The sequence below is a fragment of the Shewanella sp. 10N.286.52.B9 genome, assembly GCF_002873635.1.
Taxonomy (GTDB): Bacteria; Pseudomonadota; Gammaproteobacteria; order Enterobacterales; family Shewanellaceae; genus Shewanella.
Genome location: NZ_MCTY01000160.1, coordinates 1 through 22,180 on the forward strand (window position 1 = coordinate 1; position 22,180 = coordinate 22,180).

Annotated in this window: 18 protein-coding genes and 2 tRNA genes; 7 read left to right on the top strand and 13 right to left on the bottom strand. The window is 40.7% G+C overall.

Annotated features, from left to right (window positions below; all coding sequences use genetic code 11):
- Window positions 1-83: 83 nt before the first annotated feature.
- Complete coding sequence (locus BCU91_RS08800; protein WP_102531309.1) at window positions 84-1,439, bottom strand: hypothetical protein; 1,356 nt, start codon at window positions 1,437-1,439, stop codon at window positions 84-86.
- A gap of 260 nt (window positions 1,440-1,699) precedes the next feature.
- Between BCU91_RS08800 and BCU91_RS08805 the strand changes: the two genes are divergently transcribed.
- The 3 genes from BCU91_RS08805 (at window position 1,700) to BCU91_RS08815 (ending at window position 3,754) form a co-directional block, all read left to right on the top strand.
- Window positions 1,700-2,380 (top strand): hemolysin III family protein, encoded by a 681-nt coding sequence (locus BCU91_RS08805; RefSeq protein ID WP_102475510.1) that lies wholly within the window; start codon window positions 1,700-1,702, stop codon window positions 2,378-2,380.
- A gap of 202 nt (window positions 2,381-2,582) precedes the next feature.
- Window positions 2,583-2,927 (top strand): MGMT family protein, encoded by a 345-nt coding sequence (locus tag BCU91_RS08810; RefSeq protein ID WP_102437176.1) that lies wholly within the window; start codon window positions 2,583-2,585, stop codon window positions 2,925-2,927.
- Between the two features lie 23 nt (window positions 2,928-2,950).
- On the top strand, window positions 2,951-3,754 hold the full coding sequence (locus BCU91_RS08815) for a DUF3108 domain-containing protein (RefSeq protein ID WP_241901099.1): 804 nt from the start codon (window positions 2,951-2,953) through the stop codon (window positions 3,752-3,754).
- On the opposite strand, the gene BCU91_RS08820 is transcribed toward BCU91_RS08815, so the two are convergent.
- Window positions 3,737-4,516 (bottom strand): class II glutamine amidotransferase, encoded by a 780-nt coding sequence (locus BCU91_RS08820; protein WP_102437174.1) that lies wholly within the window; start codon window positions 4,514-4,516, stop codon window positions 3,737-3,739. The two genes, BCU91_RS08815 and BCU91_RS08820, sit on opposite strands and share 18 nt — an antisense overlap.
- 240 nt (window positions 4,517-4,756) lie before the next feature.
- On the opposite strand from BCU91_RS08820, the gene fadE reads away from it, so the two are divergent.
- Window positions 4,757-7,204: an acyl-CoA dehydrogenase FadE gene (fadE, locus tag BCU91_RS08825; RefSeq protein WP_102531310.1), complete on the top strand. Its 2,448-nt coding sequence runs from the start codon at window positions 4,757-4,759 to the stop codon at window positions 7,202-7,204.
- A gap of 121 nt (window positions 7,205-7,325) precedes the next feature.
- Here the strand turns inward: fadE and BCU91_RS08830 are convergent, their stop codons facing one another.
- The 5 genes from BCU91_RS08830 to dapA form a co-directional block, all read right to left on the bottom strand.
- Entirely contained in the window at window positions 7,326-7,661 is a 336-nt protein-coding gene (locus BCU91_RS08830; protein WP_102437170.1) for a Fis family transcriptional regulator, read from the bottom strand.
- Window positions 7,662-7,816: 155 nt separating this feature from the next.
- Entirely contained in the window at window positions 7,817-10,909 is a 3,093-nt protein-coding gene (locus tag BCU91_RS08835) for an efflux RND transporter permease subunit (protein WP_102531311.1), read from the bottom strand.
- On the bottom strand, window positions 10,906-11,988 hold the full coding sequence (locus BCU91_RS08840) for an efflux RND transporter periplasmic adaptor subunit (protein ID WP_102531312.1): 1,083 nt from the start codon (window positions 11,986-11,988) through the stop codon (window positions 10,906-10,908). Before BCU91_RS08840 ends, BCU91_RS08835 begins: the two co-directional genes overlap by 4 nt.
- A gap of 312 nt (window positions 11,989-12,300) precedes the next feature.
- Entirely contained in the window at window positions 12,301-13,401 is a 1,101-nt protein-coding gene (bamC, locus tag BCU91_RS08845) for an outer membrane protein assembly factor BamC (RefSeq protein ID WP_102437164.1), read from the bottom strand.
- The gene (dapA, locus tag BCU91_RS08850; RefSeq protein WP_102475506.1) at window positions 13,402-14,289 is read right to left on the bottom strand and encodes a 4-hydroxy-tetrahydrodipicolinate synthase; all 888 of its coding nucleotides are present in this window, start codon (window positions 14,287-14,289) and stop codon (window positions 13,402-13,404) included. It lies immediately after the preceding gene.
- A 352-nt stretch (window positions 14,290-14,641) separates the two neighbouring features.
- Between dapA and BCU91_RS08855 the strand changes: the two genes are divergently transcribed.
- Together BCU91_RS08855 and bcp are read left to right on the top strand one after the other, a co-directional pair.
- Entirely contained in the window at window positions 14,642-15,169 is a 528-nt protein-coding gene (locus tag BCU91_RS08855; RefSeq protein ID WP_102437160.1) for an ACT domain-containing protein, read from the top strand.
- A 21-nt stretch (window positions 15,170-15,190) separates the two neighbouring features.
- Window positions 15,191-15,661 carry a thioredoxin-dependent thiol peroxidase gene (gene bcp / locus BCU91_RS08860; protein ID WP_102531313.1) on the top strand — a complete coding sequence of 157 codons (471 nt, stop codon included), beginning with the start codon at window positions 15,191-15,193 and terminating at the stop codon, window positions 15,659-15,661.
- 83 nt (window positions 15,662-15,744) lie between these two features.
- Here the strand turns inward: bcp and BCU91_RS08865 are convergent, their stop codons facing one another.
- From BCU91_RS08865 to dnaQ, 5 genes are all read right to left on the bottom strand, one after another.
- Window positions 15,745-17,640, bottom strand: coding sequence for a sodium:proton antiporter (locus BCU91_RS08865; protein ID WP_102437787.1), 1,896 nt, complete (start codon window positions 17,638-17,640; stop codon window positions 15,745-15,747).
- Between the two features lie 757 nt (window positions 17,641-18,397).
- Window positions 18,398-18,474 (bottom strand) — tRNA-Asp (locus BCU91_RS08870).
- Window positions 18,475-18,523: 49 nt separating this feature from the next.
- Window positions 18,524-18,600, bottom strand: a tRNA-Asp gene (locus tag BCU91_RS08875).
- 163 nt (window positions 18,601-18,763) lie between these two features.
- On the bottom strand, window positions 18,764-20,056 hold the full coding sequence (locus BCU91_RS08880) for a TIGR03503 family protein (RefSeq protein WP_102520034.1): 1,293 nt from the start codon (window positions 20,054-20,056) through the stop codon (window positions 18,764-18,766).
- An 11-nt stretch (window positions 20,057-20,067) separates the two neighbouring features.
- A complete protein-coding gene (dnaQ, locus tag BCU91_RS08885) occupies window positions 20,068-20,802 on the bottom strand; it encodes a DNA polymerase III subunit epsilon (RefSeq protein WP_102477270.1) in 735 nt (244 codons plus the stop codon).
- Window positions 20,803-20,878: 76 nt separating this feature from the next.
- Between dnaQ and rnhA the strand changes: the two genes are divergently transcribed.
- A complete protein-coding gene (gene rnhA, locus BCU91_RS08890) occupies window positions 20,879-21,361 on the top strand; it encodes a ribonuclease HI (RefSeq protein WP_102437793.1) in 483 nt (160 codons plus the stop codon).
- A 49-nt stretch (window positions 21,362-21,410) separates the two neighbouring features.
- On the opposite strand, the gene BCU91_RS08895 is transcribed toward rnhA, so the two are convergent.
- A complete protein-coding gene (locus tag BCU91_RS08895) occupies window positions 21,411-22,145 on the bottom strand; it encodes a methyltransferase domain-containing protein (RefSeq protein WP_102437795.1) in 735 nt (244 codons plus the stop codon).
- Window positions 22,146-22,180 lie beyond the last annotated feature (35 nt).

Genomic DNA, 22,180 nt, shown 5'->3' on the forward strand with positions numbered 1-22,180 from the left:
GAAATAATTTGATGAATAAATTTGATAAATATTATTCATTTTTGATGTTGTTGAAATAAATCTTTTGTGAAAGTCTGAACAGTTCAAGGTAATTTTAGTTTCGATAAGCGTTGTTGAATGGCGTTATTTAGTGCTTTTTTTGTTTTGCCTCCTTCACATGGGTGTCCTAAATCTAAGCCTTCGGCATAAGGGTTAATTTGGGTTGGTAATGCCACCAATCGATGGCAAGTTTCACCAATCTTAACCATTCTATTTGGATCTAAACGATGATTGAGGGTAGTTGGTTGGCGCTTATCTTCTATTACTATTAACTCTATATCATCCATTTCAGGGGTTAACTCACTGGTGCTGGCACCACTAACAGAAGTCGCTAAATGGGCTTGCTGACTTATTTGCTGATTAACTTGTTGTTGATTGAGTTTATTTATAAAGGAATGGCTAGCTTGATTGATGGCCGATAAATTGTCGCTTGTTATGGTATTGGCCTCTGAGATGGTTTCATTAAACAATTGTGGCTTAAATAGATGTTCGTTACTGCTATCTTTTTGCTGCTGCAGATACATGCTATCAACTGAAGACCAATCGAACTGGTGCGTTTCGGCTTGCACTGCTTCTGCTATTGGCAATTTTTCAATTATGGGCTTGTAGTCAATGGGCTTTTGGTTAACAGCTTTTTGGTCAATAGGCTTTGGGGAAATTGCCTTTTGATTGACAGTATCTTTTGGGCTAGTTGCAACTGCAGGCGCTATTGAGCTTGTATCGACAACCTTATTAGTGCTTTGTTTGTTCGATATAGTTTGATCGATTATTTCTTCATTGGTAATGACTTCACTGACGACCTCTTCAATCAAGGCTTGTTCACTTGGCAGGGTCTTAGCTAGCTGGGTAATTTGCTCAGCCGTTAAAAAGTAGGCTTTTATTTCTTGGTTGTTACTTTCAGATGTCGCAGCTTTAACGGCTTGTTCACGGCTGATCTCGACAAAATGGCTAATGGTGTTATCAGCTAAGGAAAATAGCATAAACACCAGCACAACATGTAGCCCTGCAACAATAATGCTCGATGGTGATGTCAGTATCTTTTTAAACTCGTTATCAGAATTTTGTTTTAAAAAGCGACCTTGATTATTTTGATTGTCGATCAGCCCACAGATCAGCGGTAATGTTTGGGCTTTAATTACATCAGTGCTCATTATTTCAGTGCTAGTTACTTCAGTGCTAGTTACTTCAGTGCTAGTTGCATTCACCGTTTGTAACATCACAACATGATCACAGAAATCTATCACTTCAACCGCAGATTCTTGGCGGCTTGCATTTATGTAAAGCTGTCCATGTGAAACTTGTGTGCCATTTAAGCCTGTCGAATTTCCACTAGCACCCGGTTCAAAATTAGTGTTTGCTGCCAATCCTTGTGTTAAATGTTTATCACCACCTTGGTTCATTACTCGCGCCTCCTGTCGCTTTTGAATCACTGGATATAAATCGTGCTAGATCAGACTTCAACCACAAGCTGACCATAAACTAGATGATAAAAAAGCCATTAAGTTCATTTAATTTATGTCGATGACACACGACTCCCCACAAAATCAGACAGTTATCATAGCGTCAAACTTAAGCTTACACGTGTACGCTAAAGTCATGGCCTATTATGAATATTGCTGGTAGACTCAATGTAAATTGCTTAACAAGGTTGTATGCAACTATGTCACTTGAGTTAGATGCTAATCAAACATTAGCACCAACACCTACATCAAAGTCAGACTATGGTGTGATTGAGGAATTAGCTAACAGTATCACCCATGGTATAGGGGTACTTGCGGGTATCGCCGCGCTAATTGCAATGCTAATAAAAGCGAATGGCCAACTTAATATCGCTGACACTATCGGGATCACTGTGTATGGATTAAGTATTATTATGCTTTTTCTGGCCTCAACCTTATACCATTCCAGTAAAAGCCCCTTATGGCGTAAACGCTTTAAAATGGCTGATCACTGTGCAATCTATTTGCTTATTGCTGGTACATACACACCTTTAATGTCAATTAGCCTTCAAAATGATAGTGCTACGCTAATACTAACTGCAATATGGTTATTAGCCTTAGGCGGTATTATTTTTAAAACCTTATTTATTGGCCGCTTCAAAGGGCTAAGTGTTATTTTGTATCTTGTTATGGGCTGGCTTTGTGTCACCATCATGGGAGATTTAATCAAAGGCATGTCAGATTTAGGCTTTAACCTATTACTTGCAGGTGGGGCTTTTTATAGCATCGGGGTTATTTTTTATGTCAATAAGCGTATTCCTTATAATCATGCTATTTGGCATTTATTTGTACTTGCAGGCGCCTTGTCTCATTTCTTGTGTATTTATTTAACAGTCATATAAACCTGCTTTATATCCACAGTATTAACCCTGTCAGTATTTCGTCTCACTGTTATAAACTCACTCAAAAAGTATCGCTCATCAACCATGAGCGATAACCAACACTCATAAGCTGGCTATTGAATACTTACTATTGTCTACTTAACTCGCAACACCAAAGCGGGTTACAATAAATTATCATCCCATACCTGATCAAAAGCCATCAATGGAAAACCTTAGCCCAAAGCAAAGAATTTGGTTTATTGTAAATATGATCCCCACAGGTCATGTTTTAGCTTATGGTAAAGTGGCTGACTTAGCTGGGCTACCAGGTAGAGCCAGGTATGTGTCTAAAGCACTCAAAGACGCCCCCGATAACCTAAACTTACCTTGGTATAGAGTGATTAACAGCCAAGGAAAAATTTCTTTTAAAGTCAATTCTATTCATTTCCAAAATCAGCAACAGCGACTAAGATCAGATGGAGTAGAAGTGAACCAAGGCAAGGTTTCATTGTCAAAATATGAATGGCGCCCTGACATTGCAACCCTTGTCATGTCGTTACCTTTTTAAATATTGCATGGGTAGGTATTACTTTGATTAGAAAATTCACCGCTTTATTAGCCAATATTATTGTCATTACATTGTCTCAGGCCCCTAATGCTGTCGCTTCTGATGACAAGGAAAACCTCGAGTACCTCAAAGCATTAACCCCTCACTCTGCTGAATATCGGGTGTTCTATGGCAGTATCGAACTCGGTAAAGCTCGCTACCAGTTGCCTGAAAGTGATAATGGCTACTATAACTATCGCTTTGATAGCGATATCAGCTTATTAATGCTATCGGATGTGCGTAACCTTAATAGTGAGTTCAAACTCGAAGATGGCAAGGTTAAGCCCATCCGCTATATGAGTAAACGTAGCGGCACCGGATCTGACTACACAGAGCAAACCGCCTTTGCTGCTGGACAAGGCGTTATCCACACCATATATAAAGACGAAAGAGAGAAATTACCCTTTGCCGAGGATATCTACGATCCCTTGGTATCTCAATTAATATTTAGAATGGATATGTACCGCCAACCCGAATTGCTTAAATACAAAATGGTCAAAGAAAAAGAGTTTGATGATTATGAATTTAAAATTGTCGGCAAAGAACAAGTGATATTAGACAGTGGCACTTATCAAACCGTAAAAATAGAAGTGGTACGAAAAAGTAAAAAGCGCCAAACCTTTTTTTGGATGGCGCCAGAATTAAATTACTTACCCGTGCGTTTAAGTCATTTTTCTAAAGGTAGTAAGCAGCTTGATATTCAGTTAGATAATTATCAAATTCAGCAAGCAATAGAATCCGATACAGCTGTTACTAAAGCAAACGCTGGATTAACTGTTAATCAGTAATTCGCCTTGCCTAAATAACTTCCATTCGCCAGGCTGTAAAATATGCCACTGTTCGTTTTTTGTCAGCGGACGAGTAGCAATCACTGTAACGACATCATTGGGTGTCGTTTCTTTATTAAAATCAATAACCACATCAGTATCGATTAATTTGGCTTTGCCAAAAGGCGCACGGCGGGTAATGAAGCACAAATTATTAGTGCAATAACTCATTAAATCGACACCATCACTTAGGATCATATTAAAAACACCTAAAGCTCGAATGTCATCAGCCAGCGTTGCTACAAATTCAAACACCTGTTTCATGTCATCGGGTGGCGTATGACCAAACTCACCTAACACCTGTTCCATAATCCAGCAAAATGCCAGCTCACTGTCGGTGTCCCCAACAGGCTGAAAATGATTTACTTGAAACTTATTTTGGTAGTCTGATAACTGCCCATTATGGGCATAAGTCCAATATCGGCCCCATAACTCGCGGGTGAAAGGATGGGTATTTTCCAGCGCAACACAGCCACGGTTTGCTTGACGAATATGACTGACGACAATCTCACTTTTGATTGGATAAGATTTAATGAGCTGAGCGACATGGGATTCACTGCTAGGACGAGCATCTTTAAAGGTGCGGCTGCCCTTGCCTTCATAAAAAGTGATCCCCCAACCATCAACATGTGGCCCAGTAACACCACCTCTTTCAGCTAAGCCTGTGAAACTAAATACAATATCCGTTGGGACATTAGCGCTCATCGCTAGTAACTCACACATGAAACACGCCTTAAAAATATAATTAACTCAAAATATTACGTAATTTATATTGTACCTAGTGCAGAAAAAAATTGGCATTTTTATTAAACAAAATATTTTAAACAATTGTTTGAAATAACTTGTAATCAGCGCCAGTTAGGTTTAATTTTATGTGATACAGGTCAGACCACGGTCAGTTCTGTGAATAGGATCATTAATTTGTAGGTGTTTAAATATTAAACACTTTTAAGGAGGAAGACAGTGGAGACACTTATTTGGATCATCGCCATGATCGCGGTACTCGGCGCAGCAACTTACTTGCGGGTGTCGTTATTAACAGCAACAATTGCAGCAGCAGTTGTAATGTTAATTGGTAGTGTATTAGATATTGTTGGCAGTCTAGCTTGGGTTGTCTATATAGTTTTAGCATTACCTTTAAATGTTAAATCATTTCGTCAGAATTTCATCTCACGTCCACTGCTTAAAGTATATCAAGGCATCATGCCTGAAATGTCTACCACTGAAAAAGAAGCCATTGAAGCAGGTACAACCTGGTGGGAAGCTGACTTATTCGCTGGTAACCCTAACTGGAATAAATTACATAACTACCCTAAAGCGCGTTTAACTGCTGAAGAGCAAGCGTTTTTAGATGGCCCAGTTGAAACTGTGTGTAAAATGGTTAACCAACATCAGGTTTCACATGAGCTAGCTGACCTTCCACAAGAAGTTTGGCAATACTTAAAAGACGAAGGCTTCTTCGCCATGATCATCAAAAAGAAATACGGTGGTCTTGAGTACTCAGCTTATGCTCAGTCACGTGTATTGCAAAAATTAGCTGGCGTGAGTAGTGAACTTGCATCAACGGTTGGGGTACCAAACTCTCTAGGCCCTGGTGAGTTACTGCAACACTATGGTACGACTGAACAACAAGATCATTATTTACCGCGTTTAGCTAAAGGTCTTGAAGTGCCTTGTTTTGCACTTACTAGCCCAGAAGCTGGTAGTGATGCTGGCGCGATCCCTGATTTTGGTATCGTCTGTAAAGGTGAATGGGAAGGCGAAGAAGTGTTAGGTATGAAACTAACATGGAACAAACGCTACATTACCTTAGCACCAGTGGCGACAGTATTAGGTTTGGCATTTAAATTACGCGACCCTGACAGCTTATTAGGTGATACCGAAGATTTAGGTATTACTTGTGCCCTTATCCCTACTGATATTCAAGGGGTTGAAACCGGTCGTCGTCACTTCCCATTGAACTGTATGTTTCAAAATGGTCCAACTCGTGGCAACGAAGTATTCGTGCCACTGAGCTTTATCATTGGTGGCCCTGAAATGGCCGGTCAAGGCTGGCGCATGCTAGTTGAATGTCTCTCTGTAGGCCGTGGTATTACCCTGCCGTCAAACTCTGCTGGTGGCGTTAAAACAGCTGCATTAGCTACAGGTGCTTACGCTCGAATTCGTCGTCAGTTCAAACTACCTATCGGTAAATTAGAAGGTATTGAAGAGCCAATGGCACGTATTGGCGGTAATGCTTACTTGATGGATGCTGTAAGTTCATTAACTACTGTGGGGATTGGTCTAGGTGAAAAGCCATCAGTTATCTCTGCCATCGTTAAATTCCATTTAACCGATAGAATGCAAAAGTGTGTTATCGACGCCATGGATATTCACGGCGGTAAAGGTGTATGTCTAGGTCCAAATAACTATTTGGGTCGTGGTTATCAAGCAGCGCCGATTGCAATTACCGTTGAAGGTGCCAACATTTTAACCCGTTCTATGATTATTTATGGACAAGGCGCTATTCGCTGTCATCCATATGTATTAGCTGAAATGGAATCTGCTTTTGATACCACATCGGGTCAAGGCTTAAGTAACTTCGATGCTGCCATCTTCGGTCATATTGGCTTTGCGATGTCTAATTTTGTAAGAAGTTTCTGGATGGGCGTTACTTCTAGCCGCTTCACCAAATCACCTTATAATGATAAAACGAAACGTTATTATCAGCAGATGAATCGTTTCAGTGCTAACTTAGCCCTGCTTTCGGATTTAGCGATGGCAACACTTGGCGGTAACCTTAAGCGTAAAGAACGTATTTCAGCACGCTTAGGTGATTTATTAAGTCAGCTATATTTAGCGTCTGCAACGCTTAAGCGTTATGAAGATGATGGTCGTTTAACTGAAGATTTACCGTTAGTTCAATGGGCTGTAGAAGATTCACTACATAAACTACAAACATCTTTAGATGACTTACTGGATAACTTCCCTATGGGTCTTGGCATTACACTTCGCGCTGTTATCTTCCCATTTGGTCGCCCACTAAAACGTCCTAGCGATGTATTAGACCATAAAGTGTCTAAAATTATGCAAACGCCATGTGCCAGTCGTGACCGTTTAGGCCAAGGCCAATTCTGGACAGCTTCAGAGCACAATGCGGTAGGTATTCAAGAGCAAACTTTATTAGATATTTTAGCTTCAGAGCCTTTATACGACAAAGTCTGTAAAGCTGCCGGTAAACGCCTACCATTTATGTGGTTAGATAAAGTCGCTGCACAAGGTAAAGCCTTAGGTGTGTTAAGTGATACTGAAGTGGCCTTACTTGAAAGAGCTGAAATTGGTCGTATGAAGTCAATCAATGTTGATGACTTTGACCCTGAAGAGCTTGAAGCAAAGGTTGTTAGTGAAGCCAAGCAAGTTAAAGCGGCTTAACTCACTTTTTAAAGCTAACTAAAAATACCAAAGGGAAAGCATTGCTTTCCCTTTTTTATTTGCTGTAAACCCAAGTTAAGCTGCGCTAATTACCCTAGTGTTAAGCAAAAATAATAATGACTTAAGTTAAACGCTTTGCCCAATTACCCTCATGTTGACTATCACATGCCGCTTCACTGTCTAATACAATCTGCCCAGCAGTTATCTCCACAGAAACAGCCTGTAAATAATGGCTTATCATCTGCACAATAAACGCATCTTGCTTGGCTAATTTGACCTTGGTTATTTGCGCCTCATTACTAAATACACAAATCACTTTTAACGATTTAGGAAAAGCGGTGTAGTTTACCGAATGCGTGAGCCATTGAAAGCCCTCACACTCTGACATTAATAAATCACACACCAGTGTTAACTGCTGACGAATTTGGTTATCACGTTTCTTGTCGGATTTTTTCATCGTTAACCTTCGATTAGCTGTGAATTATAGGGTTGTCACTGAGTTGTCACTATACAGACATAAAAAAGCCAGTTGTGACTATTCACAACTGGCTTTTTGAAGTGCTTAAGTCAACATAGCGTTTATAACAGCTAATTCACTTAAGCAGATTGTCACTAAGTCGTTAACTCTTGTTCTAGTTGCTTGGCAATCGCTTCAGGCGAGCTACTGTTTCGGGCAAAGATACTGTAAGCCACCGGGATCACTAACAAGGTGAAGAAGGTTGCTAACAAAATACCTGATAACACTACCACGCCAATCACAAAACGTGTTTCAGAGCCCGCACCACTTGATAGCACCAATGGAATAGCACCAGCTGCAGTGGTAATACCGGTCATGAGGATCGGTCTTAAACGTTGGGATGAGGCTTGAATGACTGCTTGTTCAAACTCAATGCCTTTGTCACGCAATTGGTTGGCAAATTCAACAATCAAAATACCATTTTTAGCCGCTAGCCCCACCAGCATAATAATACCAATTTGACTGTAAATATTGATACTTTGTCCGGTAAACCATAGGCCAATTAATGCGCCTAGAGTAGCCAGAGGTACTGTAAGCATAATCACCATAGGATGCACATAACTTTCAAATTGCGCCGCCAATACTAAGAACACAATACCTAACGCTAGGATAAACACAAAGTACATGGAGTTGCCTGAACTTTGATAATCCAGCGATTGCCCTTTATAACTAATCACCGCTTCAGCAGGCAAATAGGTATAGGATAAATCATTAAGATAATCTAACGCTTCACCTAGACTATAGCCATCAGCCAAGTTTGCTTCGATAGTGATCGCCCGCATGCGGTTATAGCGATTTAAAGAGCTGGCATCAGCATACTCTTCTACAGTGACAATATTCGATAGTGGCACTAACTCGCCGGTTCGATCAGATCTCACGTAGATATTTTCTAAATCCGTAGCAGTATTTTGATTTTCACGATTACCTTCAATGATCACATCATATTCTTCCCCTTCTCGCATGAAGGTCGTCACTAAACGTGAGCCCAGCATCGATTCTAAGGTTCTGCCCACATGTGATATTGACACCCCTAAATCAGCAGCCCTGTCTTTATCAATTGACACTCTAAGTTGAGGTTTGGTTTCTTTATAATCATGATCAAGCCCGGTTAACATCGGATTTTCTTTAGCTTTTTCCATGATGATGTCTCGCCATAAAGCTAACTCTTCATAACTTGGACCACCTAATACAAACTGCACAGGCTTACCGACACCACGGCCAAAGGCTTGACGCATAATGGGAAATGCCCTGACCCCTGCTAAGTCCGAAATTCGAGCGCGAATATCAGTAATAATTTCACTGGCAGGACGTCGCTCGGCCCAATCTTCTAAAACGATAATCGCCATGCCGTTTGAAAAGTTTGCTGAGCGACCAAAACCACGAGGAGCGCGGATCAATAAGCGTTTCACATCACCCGATTCAACTAATGGCATTAAACGGCCTTCAATTTCATCCATGTACTTTTCAATGTACTCAAAGCTTGCTCCTTCAGGGCCATTAACCACCAAAAACATTGAGCCTCTATCTTCGCGAGGGGCAAATTCCTGAGGTACTTGTTTAAGCAAGTAGCCACTTAACGCAAAAGCCACCACGACAATTACGCCGATAAGATAGGGCTTTTTAATCGCACTCACCAAATGCGATTGATAAATAGCAGATAACTTATCCATCACGTCATCGACTTTACGTACTAACCAAGTGCATTCACCGGCGGGTTTAAGCAACTTAGAGCACATCATTGGGCTTAGGGTTAATGCGACTAAGCTTGAGAAAATCACTGCGGCGCTCATGGTAACTGCAAACTCTTTAAACAGCTTACCTAAATCACCTTCTAAAAACGTGATCGGCATAAACACGGCAATTAATACCAATGTTGTCGCAACTACCGCAAAAGCAACTTCACGGCCACCTAAATAGGCCGCTTTAAGCGGTGAGTCACCTTGCTCAATACGGCGATGAATATTTTCTAACATCACAATGGCATCATCAACCACCATACCAATGGCAAGGATCATCGCCAGCAAAGTCAGTAAGTTAATGGTATAACCTAATGAATATAAAACAATAAAAGTCCCCATTAACGACACTGGAACAGTCAACGCTGGAATTAACATCGCGCGCACACTGCCTAGGAACAGATAAATCACCACTATCACTAATAGCATCGCGATAAATAAGGTTTGGTACACCTCTTTAATTGACGCTTCAATGAATACTGAGCTGTCGTATGAGCGCTTAATCTCCATTCCTGCTGGTAATGTCGGATTAATAACATCGACTAACGCATTGGCAGCACGGGCGACTTCTAAGGTGTTTGAGGTTGATTGTTTAGATACCCCTAAGCCAATCATTGATTCAGTATTACCGCGGAACATTATCCGCTCTTCTTCTGAGCCAATTTGCACTTTAGCCACATCACCAAGCTTCACTAAATAGCCATCATCACCTTGGGTAATAACCAGGCTGGCAAAGTCTTCAGCGGTTCTAAAGCTTCTATCAACCCTGACAGTAAAATGGCGCTCTTTTGACTCAATAGAACCCGCCGGAAGCTCAACGTTTTCTGAGCGCAGCGCAGATTCCACATCCGCTACGGTCAGTTTACGCGCTGCTAAAGCTTGTCTGTCTATCCACACTCGCATGGCATAAACTTTACCGCCACCTAAACGGATGTTGGCAACACCGTCGACAACTGAAAATCGATCGACTAAATAGCGTCGGGCATAGTCTGTTAGCTGTAATGTGTTCATTTGATCAGACACTAAGTTAAGCCACATGATCACTTCATCACCACCATTGGACTTTTCTACTTCTGGTGGGTCAGCCTCTTCTGGTAAGTTATCCAGTAACCCTGAAATTCTATCTCGAACATCATTGGTCGCCGCTTCAATATCACGGTTGATATTAAACTCTAAGGTAATAGAAGAGCGTCCATCACGGCTACTTGAGGTAATTTGTTTGATCCCTTCAACGCCGCTAATTCTGTCTTCAATTAATTGGGTAATGCGACTTTCAACCACTGAAGCACTCGCGCCGCGATAATTGGTATCAATCGATACTACCGGTGGATCAATGTTGGGGTATTCTCTAAGAGGTAACTTATCAAATGACACCATGCCAAGAATAATAATTAAAATACTAATAACAGAAGCAAATACCGGCCTCTTTACGGAAATGTCAGTGAGGATCATGCCGCATTCTCCACATCAGCGACATTGGCAAAGTTAAACGCTTCTGCAGCCTGAGTGGTGACTTCATCTCCCGGTCTTACTTTTAATAACCCGCGGATAATGACCGATTGACCAATTCCGACACCATCAAGAATTTCAACCCAACCTCGATTACGAATGCCTATTGTGACTTCTTTTCGCTCGACAGTATTCTCTTCGTTAACTGTGTATACATAGTGTTTTGATTGAATAGGAATGATGGCAGACTCTGGTAATAATAAGGTTTCACGATTTTGTTTAATCAGTTTAACTTTCATCAACATGCCGGGTAATAACGCTGCATCGTCATTGGCAATAATAGCGCGAACTACCACAGCACGTGTTGTTGGGTTTACCCTTGTATCAATAGATGTGACCACACCTTTAAATATACGATCTGGATAAGCAATCGCTTTCGCTTCAACGGTTTTACCTAATTTGAGTTGTTGGATAAAACGCTCTGGCACTGAGAAATCAAGTTTAATTTTACTGACATCATCTAAGGTCGATATTTGGGTACCTGGAGACACTAAACTGCCGACACTGACAAGCTTTAGTCCCAAGCGACCACTAAATGGTGCATGAATTGCGCGATCACCCAAAGCAGCTTTAGCTTGCTCAAGCTCAGCGCGGGTCGTATCGATTAAGGTTTGTAATCTATCTCGCTCAAGTTCTGCTACCGTTTTACTGGTAACCAAACTACGAATTCTGTCGAGTTCACGTAAATTATCGCTGACTTTAAACTCAGCGGCTTTAACTTTGGCTAGCTGCTCGCGGTTACGTAATTGAACCAGCAAATCGCCTTTTTTAACCACATCTCCATCGTTAAATTTAATGTCTGCGATTTTCTCAGTGATTTTTGGTGTAATAGTAATAGACTCAAACGCTTTGTTGGTTCCTATTGCCTCAACCTCATCTCTTACTGGCAACATCGCCACTTTAGCAACAACAACGTTTGGGATAGGTTTAGCACGCACCTTGGCCTCTTCAGTAGGCTTCATAGATTGGTATGTAAACCAGCCTATCAGTAACGCAACGAGGAGAATTATTATTTTTTTCATCGGGATTCCATTCATCAAACTCAAAAACGATATGTTATGGGATTTAGCCAACCGCTAGTGTACTCAGCATCATACTGGTATCAAGGTGTTTTACCTTTTCTTACAATTAACACACATAGGAAACATTTGCGGAATATACGGGATCGGGGTTAACTAAGATCAATCTTAGCTTTTTAATTGGTAAACAATCGATATAGAAGGTTAAATGACTATTTTTACTGTTTTTAAAGCATAAAAAAAGAGACAGTAAATACTGTCTCTTTTTTTTGATAGCCTAAAATACGAACAATTAGGTAATGTTAATTTAACGCATTATCGTACTTTACGATCTTCTTTCATTGCTTCGCTGACTACGCGATAGATTTCAGTAATCGTTTCATTTTCTAATGGCTCACCTGCGGCATCTTTAATAAAGATTTCAGTTTGATCTTTATCATCAGTTTCAACAAGCTCAATTCGATAGTTACCTTTTTCAAGTGATAACTTATCTTCGCCCCATAATGAACTCCAGAACCCGCCAGTTTCTTCCAAGACAATATAATACAAACCTTTGGCGCTGTTCATATCAACAATATCGAAACCTAGCTCAGGCAATACAATACGTAATCGATCCCAGGTTTTATTGAAATCAACTTCTGAAATGTAATAAGCGCCAGTGGTTTCTGTTTCAGCCACTAGATCAACGTTAATACCTTTACTTTGTTGAATACGGTCAGCTTTAATTTGCTTGTCACGTTTTAAGCTGATGTAAGCAATAGTGTTATTGAGCATATCAACGGTGTAACGGCGTTTATCTTCTGCCGTTAATAGCACTTGCTGATCATCACCATTGTAGCTTTCTTCATGCTCAATGAGATCAATACCCATGCTGCCTGAGCGACCATGAGGACTCACATCGACCTCATAACGGTAACGTTGACGCAGTAAATACACTTTGTCTTCACCGAACCAGCTTGTTTCTATGACGTCTTGCGTGTCTATCCAACCTGTTTCGATAAAACCTTCGTCATAATTTTCGTTTTCGATAGGTACTTCATGTTTTGCTAAGAAACCATGTAAATTATCAAAAACTTCTTGTTTTAGATCTTTTGTGGTCGTAATTGATTCGACAATAATTTTAATATTGTCACTGCCTTCTTCAATACGCGTACCTTCAGACATAGGCAAGACCAGTAAAGGAGGACGAATATCCAGACGTTTTCCAACTAAGTCTTTATCAACTTTGTTACCCACTTTAGGAATGTCGTATTCACGGCCATAAGTTGGCTCAGTCAAGCCTTCTGGAATAACTAATAGTGGGACTTCTTTGGCGTTAACATATTCATCATTGCCATTGGCAACGCGACGATCTGTCGGTGAACTACAAGCAGAAACTGCTGCTATAAGTAAAATTGGAGTGACTTGCTTCAACATTTATTGTGTTACCTCTATCTGGGCTTGTTTCATCGCTTCTAACAACTGACCATGAAACTGCTCAGAAAGTTCAGTTAAAGGTAAACGAATATGTCCTTGGCTAATTAAACCTATTTGATGCGCAGCCCATTTAACAGGGATTGGGTTAGCTTCGCAGAATAAATGCTCATATAAACCTTTCAGTGGTAGGTTTAGTTTTTCGGATAAAGCATGGTCACCTGCTAATGCTGCATCACACAGTTGTTTAAATGCTTTTGGAACAATATTATTAGCAACCGAAATAACACCATCACCGCCAAGTAATAAAAAGTCTCTCGCAGTGGCATCATCGCCGCTATAAAGTTTGAAATCCTGACCGCAAAGCTCGCGTAATCGAGCAACACGGGTTAAATCGCCAGTGGCTTCTTTAACACCGATAATATTTTCCACCGCTACTAATTCAGCCACGGTTTCAGGCAACATATCCACTGAAGTACGTCCAGGGACGTTATAAAGAATTTGAGGGATATCAGTACTTGCTGCAACAGCTTTATAATGTGCAATTAAGCCCTTAGGTGAAGGCTTATTGTAATAAGGCGTGACCCCAAGCATGGCAACAATGCCAGAATCAGCCATTGATTGGGTAAGTTCTATCGCTTCGGCAGTGGCGTTAGCGCCATTACCACCAATGACGGGTATACGACCTGCGGCAAATTTAACAGTTTGCGACACAACTTGTGCATGTTCTTTAATGGGTAAAGTAGCAGACTCACCTGTTGTACCGACTGCAACGATCGCATCAGTCCCCTGCTCTATATGAAACTCTACCAGTCTTTCAAGACTTTTATAATCTACTGTGCCATCACTATTCATAGGAGTGATTAAGGCAACGATGCTTCCGTTTATCATCTAAATTCCCCAAGGTTTCAGGATTCGCTATGTTACTGATGCCTACAACTAATGACAAGCATTAACGGGGCTCTCAAATGCATTTTTACTAAAGCACAAATTTACATCGTCAGATGATTGTTTAATGGCTAAGCATATTTTTTATATCATGACGTTAGGTACTTTATTTCATTGAAATCAATCTTACACCTAAGTTGTTATGCCAAGAAGTAAATTTTTAATATGAATTAACTTTCATAGTGACATACTTATGTGGTTTTACATTAGTTATGGTAGCATTAGTTCCCGCAAAAAAACTTTGCGTTAGCTCGCTAGTTTACGCTCCATGATATCGAAAAAGTGAGGAAAATCCATGACCAACTATCTGGTCGTTACTGCTATGGGTGCTGATCGCCCTGGTTTAGTAAGTCGTCTAGCCCGTTTAGCAAGTGAATGTGACTGTGACATCGTCGATAGCCGTATGGCACTTTTTGGTAATGAATTTACCTTAATTATGATGATTTCAGGCTCTTGGGCAGCAATAACAAAGATAGAAACCCAGTTACCCAGCTTAAGTGTACAGCTTGAATTACTCATGGTAATGAAACGTACTTCCAAGCATACACCACAAAATTACGTGTCGCGTATCGAGGTCAATGTTAACGGTCAAGATCAACGTGGCACCATGAAGCGAATAACCGAATTCTTAGCGGATCGTTCCCTTGATCTTGCTGCGGTGCGCTCTCACGCTGACGACGATAATTTAACGCAGCATATTTTATTTACTATCAATGTGCCGGAAAAAATTGATCTTATAAAGCTTGAAAAAAGTATTCATGAACTGGCAAAAGAACTATCACTTGAGTGCTCTATCAATCATATGCAAAACAGTGACAAATAGAATATAAAATAAGGACATAAAATGAATACCTTAACCCTTGGTGATTTAGCACCACAATTTACCCTACAAAATCAATTTGACCAATCAGTCTCTCTCACTGAAGCTTTAAAAACCGGCCCTGTGTTAGTTTATTTTTACCCTAAAGCATCAACACCTGGTTGCACAGTGCAAGCTCAAGGCTTGCGTGATAGCAAAGACCAGTTAGCAAATCATAATGTCACAGTATTGGGTTTAAGCCCTGACCCAGTTGCTAAACTGCTTAAGTTCAATGACAAGCAAGAGTTAAACTTTGCCTTACTCAGTGATGAAGATCATGCCGTTGCTGATGCCTTTGGCGTGTGGGGCGAGAAGCAATTCATGGGCAAAATCTATGACGGTATCCATAGATTGAGCTTCCTCATTGGTCAAGATGGCAAAATAGTACATGTGTTCGATAAATTTAAAACCAAAAACCACCATGAAGTGGTGTTATCGGTGTTAGAAACGCTTTAACTTAAGCCTTAAGTAAAAATTCCATAAAAAAAGCTTCGTTAATACGAAGCTTTTTTATTGCTGATTTTTAGTCAAAATCAAATTCAAGCTGATGTATTGCCGAAAGTTTCACCAGAGTCATCTTGCTCATTAGCGTCTTCATTTTCTGTTACTTCAGCTAAATTACGTTGGATGATATCTTGCTCTTGCGCCTCTTTCGGCAATAGGCTAATTAACTCGATACCGACTGGTAATTCATTAATTTCAGTACCTGAAATAATTTTTACTTTCTGATCTTTAGTCAGGTAAATTAACGGCATCGCCGTTTCACCATAACGCTGTTTAAAGTGTTCAAATGTAAAATTATCCGTAATATTAGTGACTTTAATAACAGCACCTTTCGCCATGTAACTGGCTATTTTGGCATAAGAAATTGACTCACCAAATAAACACAAACGCTTTAAATAAGACTCTGACAATTGATGTCTGGCACTTCCCCCTTCGGCATTATTTAAGCCATACACTTTATTGGTACCGAATAAGTCTTGAAAATGAAAACTCACTAAAGGGTTTAATTGACGATAGGGAGATAACACTAGCACTCGACCTATACCACTTAAATCCATAAAGTTTTCGGCGTGTTCAGAGGCCGGATTACCAAAATAAACCGGGATATTCGCCATTCTCGCTTGACGAATGTTGTCCCAGTTATTATCGGCTAATACCACTTTCACTTGCTTAGCCGTTAACACCTTAGCTAACTCACGTGAAAACTTAGAGGCACCAAATAACAGTAAGCCTTGTGATGAATCGGCCTTTACACCTAAAAACTTAGCCCATGGGCCTGCCGTTAAGCTTTGTATTACAACAGTGCCAATAATAATTAAAAACACTAATGGCACTATCGAGCTGGCACCATTAACCCCAATAGCTTCAAGCTTAATGGCAAATAACGAAGAAATTGCCGCTGCAACTATCCCTCTTGGTGCGACCCAACTTAAAAACCATTTATCAGCTCTAGATAAACTAGTACCAATACCAGAAATCCAGATACTCAGAGGCCTTGCAACCAACAACACGACCAGTAAGACACCGACACCGCCCCAACCTAAATCAAGCATCGCGGTCGAGTTAAGTCTTGCTGCTAATAAAATAAACAAGGCGGAGATCAGTAATACGGTAAGAGTCTCTTTAAACTCTAAAATATCCGCAATATCAACCCCACGCATATTCGCTAACCAAATGCCCATCACAGTCACGGTTAACAGCCCAGACTCTTCTTGGATCAAATTAGAACCAACAAAGACGCCCAGCATAATAGTTAATACCGCAGTATTTTTAAGATAATGAGGAAACACATTACTACGAAGTGCAATGCCAATGAGATAGCCAGCAAGCGCCCCAAGTCCAAAACCTAACAGTAATGTCATGCCTAAAGCGAATAATATATGGGTGGTGGGATCTGCAGCGGTCGCCACAGCAATATATTCATAAACTAATACTGCTAAAATTGCCCCGATAGGGTCTATGACTATTCCTTCCCAGCGTAAGATGCTGGCAAGGTTTGATTTTGGCCTTACTGTGCGCAGCATCGGCACTATTACTGTTGGACCTGTCACTACCACTAATGCACCAAAAAGTAGCGCCATGGGCCATTCAAAGCCTAATAGCCAATGAGCGGCTGGGGCGATACAAGCCCAAGTTATAAAGGCACCAAAGGTCACTAAGTTTGTCACCATGCGGCCGTGATCTTTGATTTCTTTAAAATTGAGGGTTAACGCGCCTTCAAAAAGAATAACCGCGACCCCCAATGAAATAATGGGAAACAGCAAATCGCCAAAGATAGCATCAGGGTCTAAAATGCCAAGCCCCGGACCAAGTAACAAACCGCATAACAATAACGGTAATATTGCAGGAAGACGAAACTTCCAACCTAACCATTGACACAATAAAGACAGCACGCCAATCAGCGCGAGCATGCCAGTTATGTGTTCTACCATGGACAATTCCTTTTTTATATTTTCTGCGATATAGCTCGCGAGTTTGTATCTTTAATAAAATACTAAATTACACATCAGAGCAAGGCTTAATTAAAACATCTACCGTAATTTTTTAACTTAACATCAACCTTTTAACCTGCTGATTGGAAGTATCTAAAGCTTAATAATTTTCACGTTAAAGCCGCAGAACAATAGACTCAGCTTAAGATAAATACATTCAATGTCATAAATTACAGGCACAAAAAAGCCCTTGGCTTATGACAAGGGCTAATCTGTTCGGCGCAGCGGACGGGACTCGAACCTGCGCCCCCGGCGTGACAGGCTCAGCTTACTAATACAAAGTAACCAACTGCTGCTTTTATTCAAGCAATTCATTTAACCAATTGAAGTAACTAATTCAAGTAACTAATTCAAGTAACTAATTCAAGTAATTAATCCAATTAACTAATTCATTAAAATAAGCCCAACAGCATAAATTACAGGCACAAAAAAGCCCTTGTCTTATGACAAGGGCTAATCTGTTTGGCGCAGCGGACGAGACTCGAACCCGCGCCCCCCGGCGTGGCAGCCTCAGCTTACTAATACAAAGTAACCAACTGCTGCTTTTATTCAAGCAATTCATTTAGCCAATTCAAATAACTAATTCAAGTTACTAATTCAAGTAATTAATCCAATTAACTCATTCATTAAAATAAGCCCAACAGCATAAATTAAAGGCACAAAAAAGCCCTTGTCTTATGACAAGGGCTAATCTGTTTGGCGGAGCGGACGGGACTCGAACCCGCGACCCCCGGCGTGACAGGCCGGTATTCTAACCAACTGAACTACCGCTCCTAAACTGTGTCACCTGTAATACAGATAAACAAAATTTAAGTAACTTAACTGGCGGAGCGGACGGGACTCGAACCCGCGACCCCCGGCGTGACAGGCCGGTATTCTAACCAACTGAACTACCGCTCCACTTAAGTTGCACGAATAATAAGGTCGTCGTCAAAAACCGTCAACAGTTTTTTTTAAGTTTTTATCCGTTTAGCTAAAAAACATACAGCAGCGATTAAGTTATAAACTTTTTGACTAAAAAGAGATCAATTTAATCTAAGCTAATATAATTAGCAGCAAACAATTATTTTTCATCTGGCATGGTTAAATCAAAATCATCAATAGCAGCAGTGATATCACCTTTTTTCGCAGCTTCTTGTTCAAGTCTTAATTTGGTTGTTGCCAGTGCTTTATTTAACGCAAGTTTCTTACGCCAAAAAATTAACCCTACCCCTCCTATGATTAACAGTAGGCCATTAATCGATGCAATCCACACGATAGCCTTATCTTTTGCAGCTTGCTCTTCTTGCGCTGCTAGCTGCGCAGCTCTTGCAGCTAACTCTTCAGCGCTGGGTGGAGGTTGAGGCGGTTCAATTAAATTAAAAAACAATTCCGGTAAATCCAGTATTAACTCACGCCCTGCAATACTGGTTGAGGCAACACTGCCTTTGATTCTATAACTGCCAAAATCGGTCACTTGCGGTATCGCGACTAAAGCTGGTGTTTCAGTGAGCTCATTAACAACAATCGGTAACTTAAGCCCTGCAGGGCCAACGATATCGAATTGAATATGGGTTTGCTCAAGTTTGAGTATTTCGTCATCAACATTTATTTGAATCTGCCAAACACCGGTTAATTTATCCGCGGGTTCAATTACTTCAACTTGAATGGGAGTTTCTGATAAATAGATTGGGTAGCTAATTTCACGCTCAAATACATTATTTCGCGCGACAACACTTAAGGTGTAGCTTCCCCAAGGTTGATTTAGATTATGTTTGCCCGTAAACACCCCATCATCGGGTATCTCATCCAAACCTTCACCATTATCTCTGTAAGAACCGACTGTAACAGTGCCGGTAGTAAAGTTGGCTTCGGTATTTTTATGATGGCTGGTAAATTTAACCGTCCATTCGAACATGTAATCAAGCCCTGGCAGACGAACCGTTAAGCCGTCACCAAGTAACTTAGCAGTGACTTTTAAACGTTCACCTTGAAATAGAGGCTGGGGGATATGCTCAACGTCAATTTCAAGTTGCGATACTTTTTGGATAGTGGAATTAGGCGCTAAACTGCCGATTAATTGCCAAGGACCGGGCATCGGATTGTTGATTTTAATCATATCGCCAGTTAAGCCATCGGCCCAATTGACATTATCAGGGTGCCTTTCGGAATACCATTTGGAACCGTCAGGTAACACGATTATCACTGGAGCGGAGCCATAAGTTCTTTGCACCAATAAGGTCACTTCATCGACCATATGATCAATACGAAATCTATTCTGTAACTCACTTGCTTGGGTATAAGGCACCGCTGTTGCCAATTGTGGCGTAACGGTAGCAACTAAGATAAAAATAACCGCCAGACAGTATGATTTCATTAAGCTCACTTTTATGCTTCACCTCTCCAGAGGCATTTGCCTGATTTTTTGACTAAATCAAGTCTTTCATCGTGTGATATTAATTCATCGGCCGTTGCTTGGATCACTTTAAGATTAAACTCATTTTGATCAATTAATTGTATGCCACCACCTTCTTGACCCACTTTTTCATTTGATAAATTAAAGCCAATTTGTCCACCGGTCATCACTAAGTAAACATCAGCAAGGATTTCAGCATCCAATAGTGCGCCGTGATAGGTACGTCTAGAGGTATCGATACCGTAACGTTTACTGAGTGCATCTAGATTATTTTTTTGACCAGGATGCAGGTATTTTGCAATGTCTAGCGAATCGAGTATGTCACAGATATCTGCTGACTTGGGGCCTTGGGGCCTAAGCTGACTAAATTCATGATCCATAAAGCTGATATCAAACGGTGCGTTATGTGCGACAATTTCAGCACCGGCGATAAAGTCGATAAACTCTTGTGCGATTTGATGAAACCGCGGTTCTTTAGCAACTCGTTCATCTGTAATACCATGTACTTCAATGGCTTCTGGATCAATTAACTGACCTGGATTGATATATTGATGATAAGTACGACCGGTTAGTTTACGGTCAATCACTTCAACACAACCAATTTCGATAATTCTATGGCCAATATAAACGGGGCCACCAGCCTGATTCATACCGGTTGTTTCAGTATCTAAAATGATTTGGCGACTGGCGCCTGAAATAATATTCATAGGTAACTCAATTAATTGATAATAATTTAGGTATAATTGCCGAAATGTTTATTGCTGTGTATATGGTAACAATTTGATGTCAGAACTAAAACTTATCAATATCTTTACTGATGGCTCATGTCTGGGTAACCCTGGTCCCGGCGGATACGGTATTGTAATGAAATATAAGCAGCATACCAAAGAAATGTCTGATGGATTTAAGCTGACGACCAATAATCGGATGGAATTATTAGCGCCTATTGTGGCGTTAGAAGCGCTATATGAACCGTGTAAAATCATCTTAACCAGTGATAGTCAATATATGCGTCAAGGGATCACCCAATGGATCCATGGCTGGAAGAAAAAAGGTTGGATAACTTCAACTAAAACCCCAGTTAAAAATGTCGATTTATGGAAAAGGTTAGATAAAGCCAGTCAACTGCATCAAATTGATTGGCGCTGGGTTAAGGGACATGCTGGGCATATTGAAAATGAGCGCTGTGATGATTTAGCCAGGCAAGCCGCCGAAGCTAAACCTCAGCAAGCTGATGTTAATTATCTGCCTGAAGCCAAAGCCTAAAACCCAAATCTGTTGTATAGCCAATATATTATTGGCTATACACTTTAGCTTATTTTGAGAGCAATTTAGTATGTTTACTGTGCCCTGCTCTGCCTGCTGTCGGCGCTGTCGCCCATTGACGAGTACGCGCTTTTCGCTTTTCCCTGATGGGCGTTAATGGCGACTCCATTTTTCTGGCCACAATCAAATACACACTGCCAACGCCTGGTAACCACTTTTCTAATCTATTTTGCCACCAGCGGCCTTGGTTCATTTGTCCAAGCAAAGGGTGATAAATAAAACGTTCATCCTGCAGGATTTGATAACCTAATAAACCTAACCAATCTTTTACCCTCGCTGGCATAAAAAACTGACCACACCAAGGTAATTGAGTTTGATATTTAGGTAGAAGCTTACCCATAAAGGCGGTACTGACAGGGTTAAAACCACAAACAAAAATATAGCCGCCGGAAATCATTACTCGGTCAACTTCCCGTAATAAACGATATGGGTCATGTTCAAATTCCATTAAAAAACTCATCAGCACGGCATCCATGGTGCTTGTTTGCAGGGGCAAATGATGGGGATCTGCTTGAATTGATGCGCCTTGGGCATCATGAATAGAAAAATGCCGCGCAATATTGCAATGTAAACTAGACACTTGAGCGCTAAGCGCACCTAGCTTTAATAAATGGTAACCAAAAATCCTCGGCCACCAATCAGTTAACTTTTGTTCTAGGGCCAATTGAATCTCATCACCACAGGGTAACTCTTGCCATAATTGTGGTTTTTGATTTATCGACATTAACCTGATACTCCCTTAATTTCAAAAGCCCTAGG

Coding starts and splice junctions, on each gene's coding strand:
- BCU91_RS08855 (WP_102437160.1), top strand. CDS start 14,642: ATGACCAACTATCTGGTCGTTACTGCTATGGGTGCTGATCGCCCTGGT.
- BCU91_RS08805 (WP_102475510.1), top strand. CDS start 1,700: ATGTCACTTGAGTTAGATGCTAATCAAACATTAGCACCAACACCTACA.
- BCU91_RS08835 (WP_102531311.1), bottom strand. CDS start 10,909: ATGATCCTCACTGACATTTCCGTAAAGAGGCCGGTATTTGCTTCTGTT.
- BCU91_RS08880 (WP_102520034.1), bottom strand. CDS start 20,056: ATGAAATCATACTGTCTGGCGGTTATTTTTATCTTAGTTGCTACCGTT.
- bamC (WP_102437164.1), bottom strand. CDS start 13,401: ATGTTGAAGCAAGTCACTCCAATTTTACTTATAGCAGCAGTTTCTGCT.
- rnhA (WP_102437793.1), top strand. CDS start 20,879: ATGTCAGAACTAAAACTTATCAATATCTTTACTGATGGCTCATGTCTG.
- BCU91_RS08810 (WP_102437176.1), top strand. CDS start 2,583: ATGGAAAACCTTAGCCCAAAGCAAAGAATTTGGTTTATTGTAAATATG.
- BCU91_RS08800 (WP_102531309.1), bottom strand. CDS start 1,439: ATGAACCAAGGTGGTGATAAACATTTAACACAAGGATTGGCAGCAAAC.
- BCU91_RS08830 (WP_102437170.1), bottom strand. CDS start 7,661: ATGAAAAAATCCGACAAGAAACGTGATAACCAAATTCGTCAGCAGTTA.
- BCU91_RS08820 (WP_102437174.1), bottom strand. CDS start 4,516: ATGTGTGAGTTACTAGCGATGAGCGCTAATGTCCCAACGGATATTGTA.
- bcp (WP_102531313.1), top strand. CDS start 15,191: ATGAATACCTTAACCCTTGGTGATTTAGCACCACAATTTACCCTACAA.
- dapA (WP_102475506.1), bottom strand. CDS start 14,289: ATGATAAACGGAAGCATCGTTGCCTTAATCACTCCTATGAATAGTGAT.
- BCU91_RS08865 (WP_102437787.1), bottom strand. CDS start 17,640: ATGGTAGAACACATAACTGGCATGCTCGCGCTGATTGGCGTGCTGTCT.
- dnaQ (WP_102477270.1), bottom strand. CDS start 20,802: ATGAATATTATTTCAGGCGCCAGTCGCCAAATCATTTTAGATACTGAA.
- BCU91_RS08840 (WP_102531312.1), bottom strand. CDS start 11,988: ATGAAAAAAATAATAATTCTCCTCGTTGCGTTACTGATAGGCTGGTTT.
- BCU91_RS08895 (WP_102437795.1), bottom strand. CDS start 22,145: ATGTCGATAAATCAAAAACCACAATTATGGCAAGAGTTACCCTGTGGT.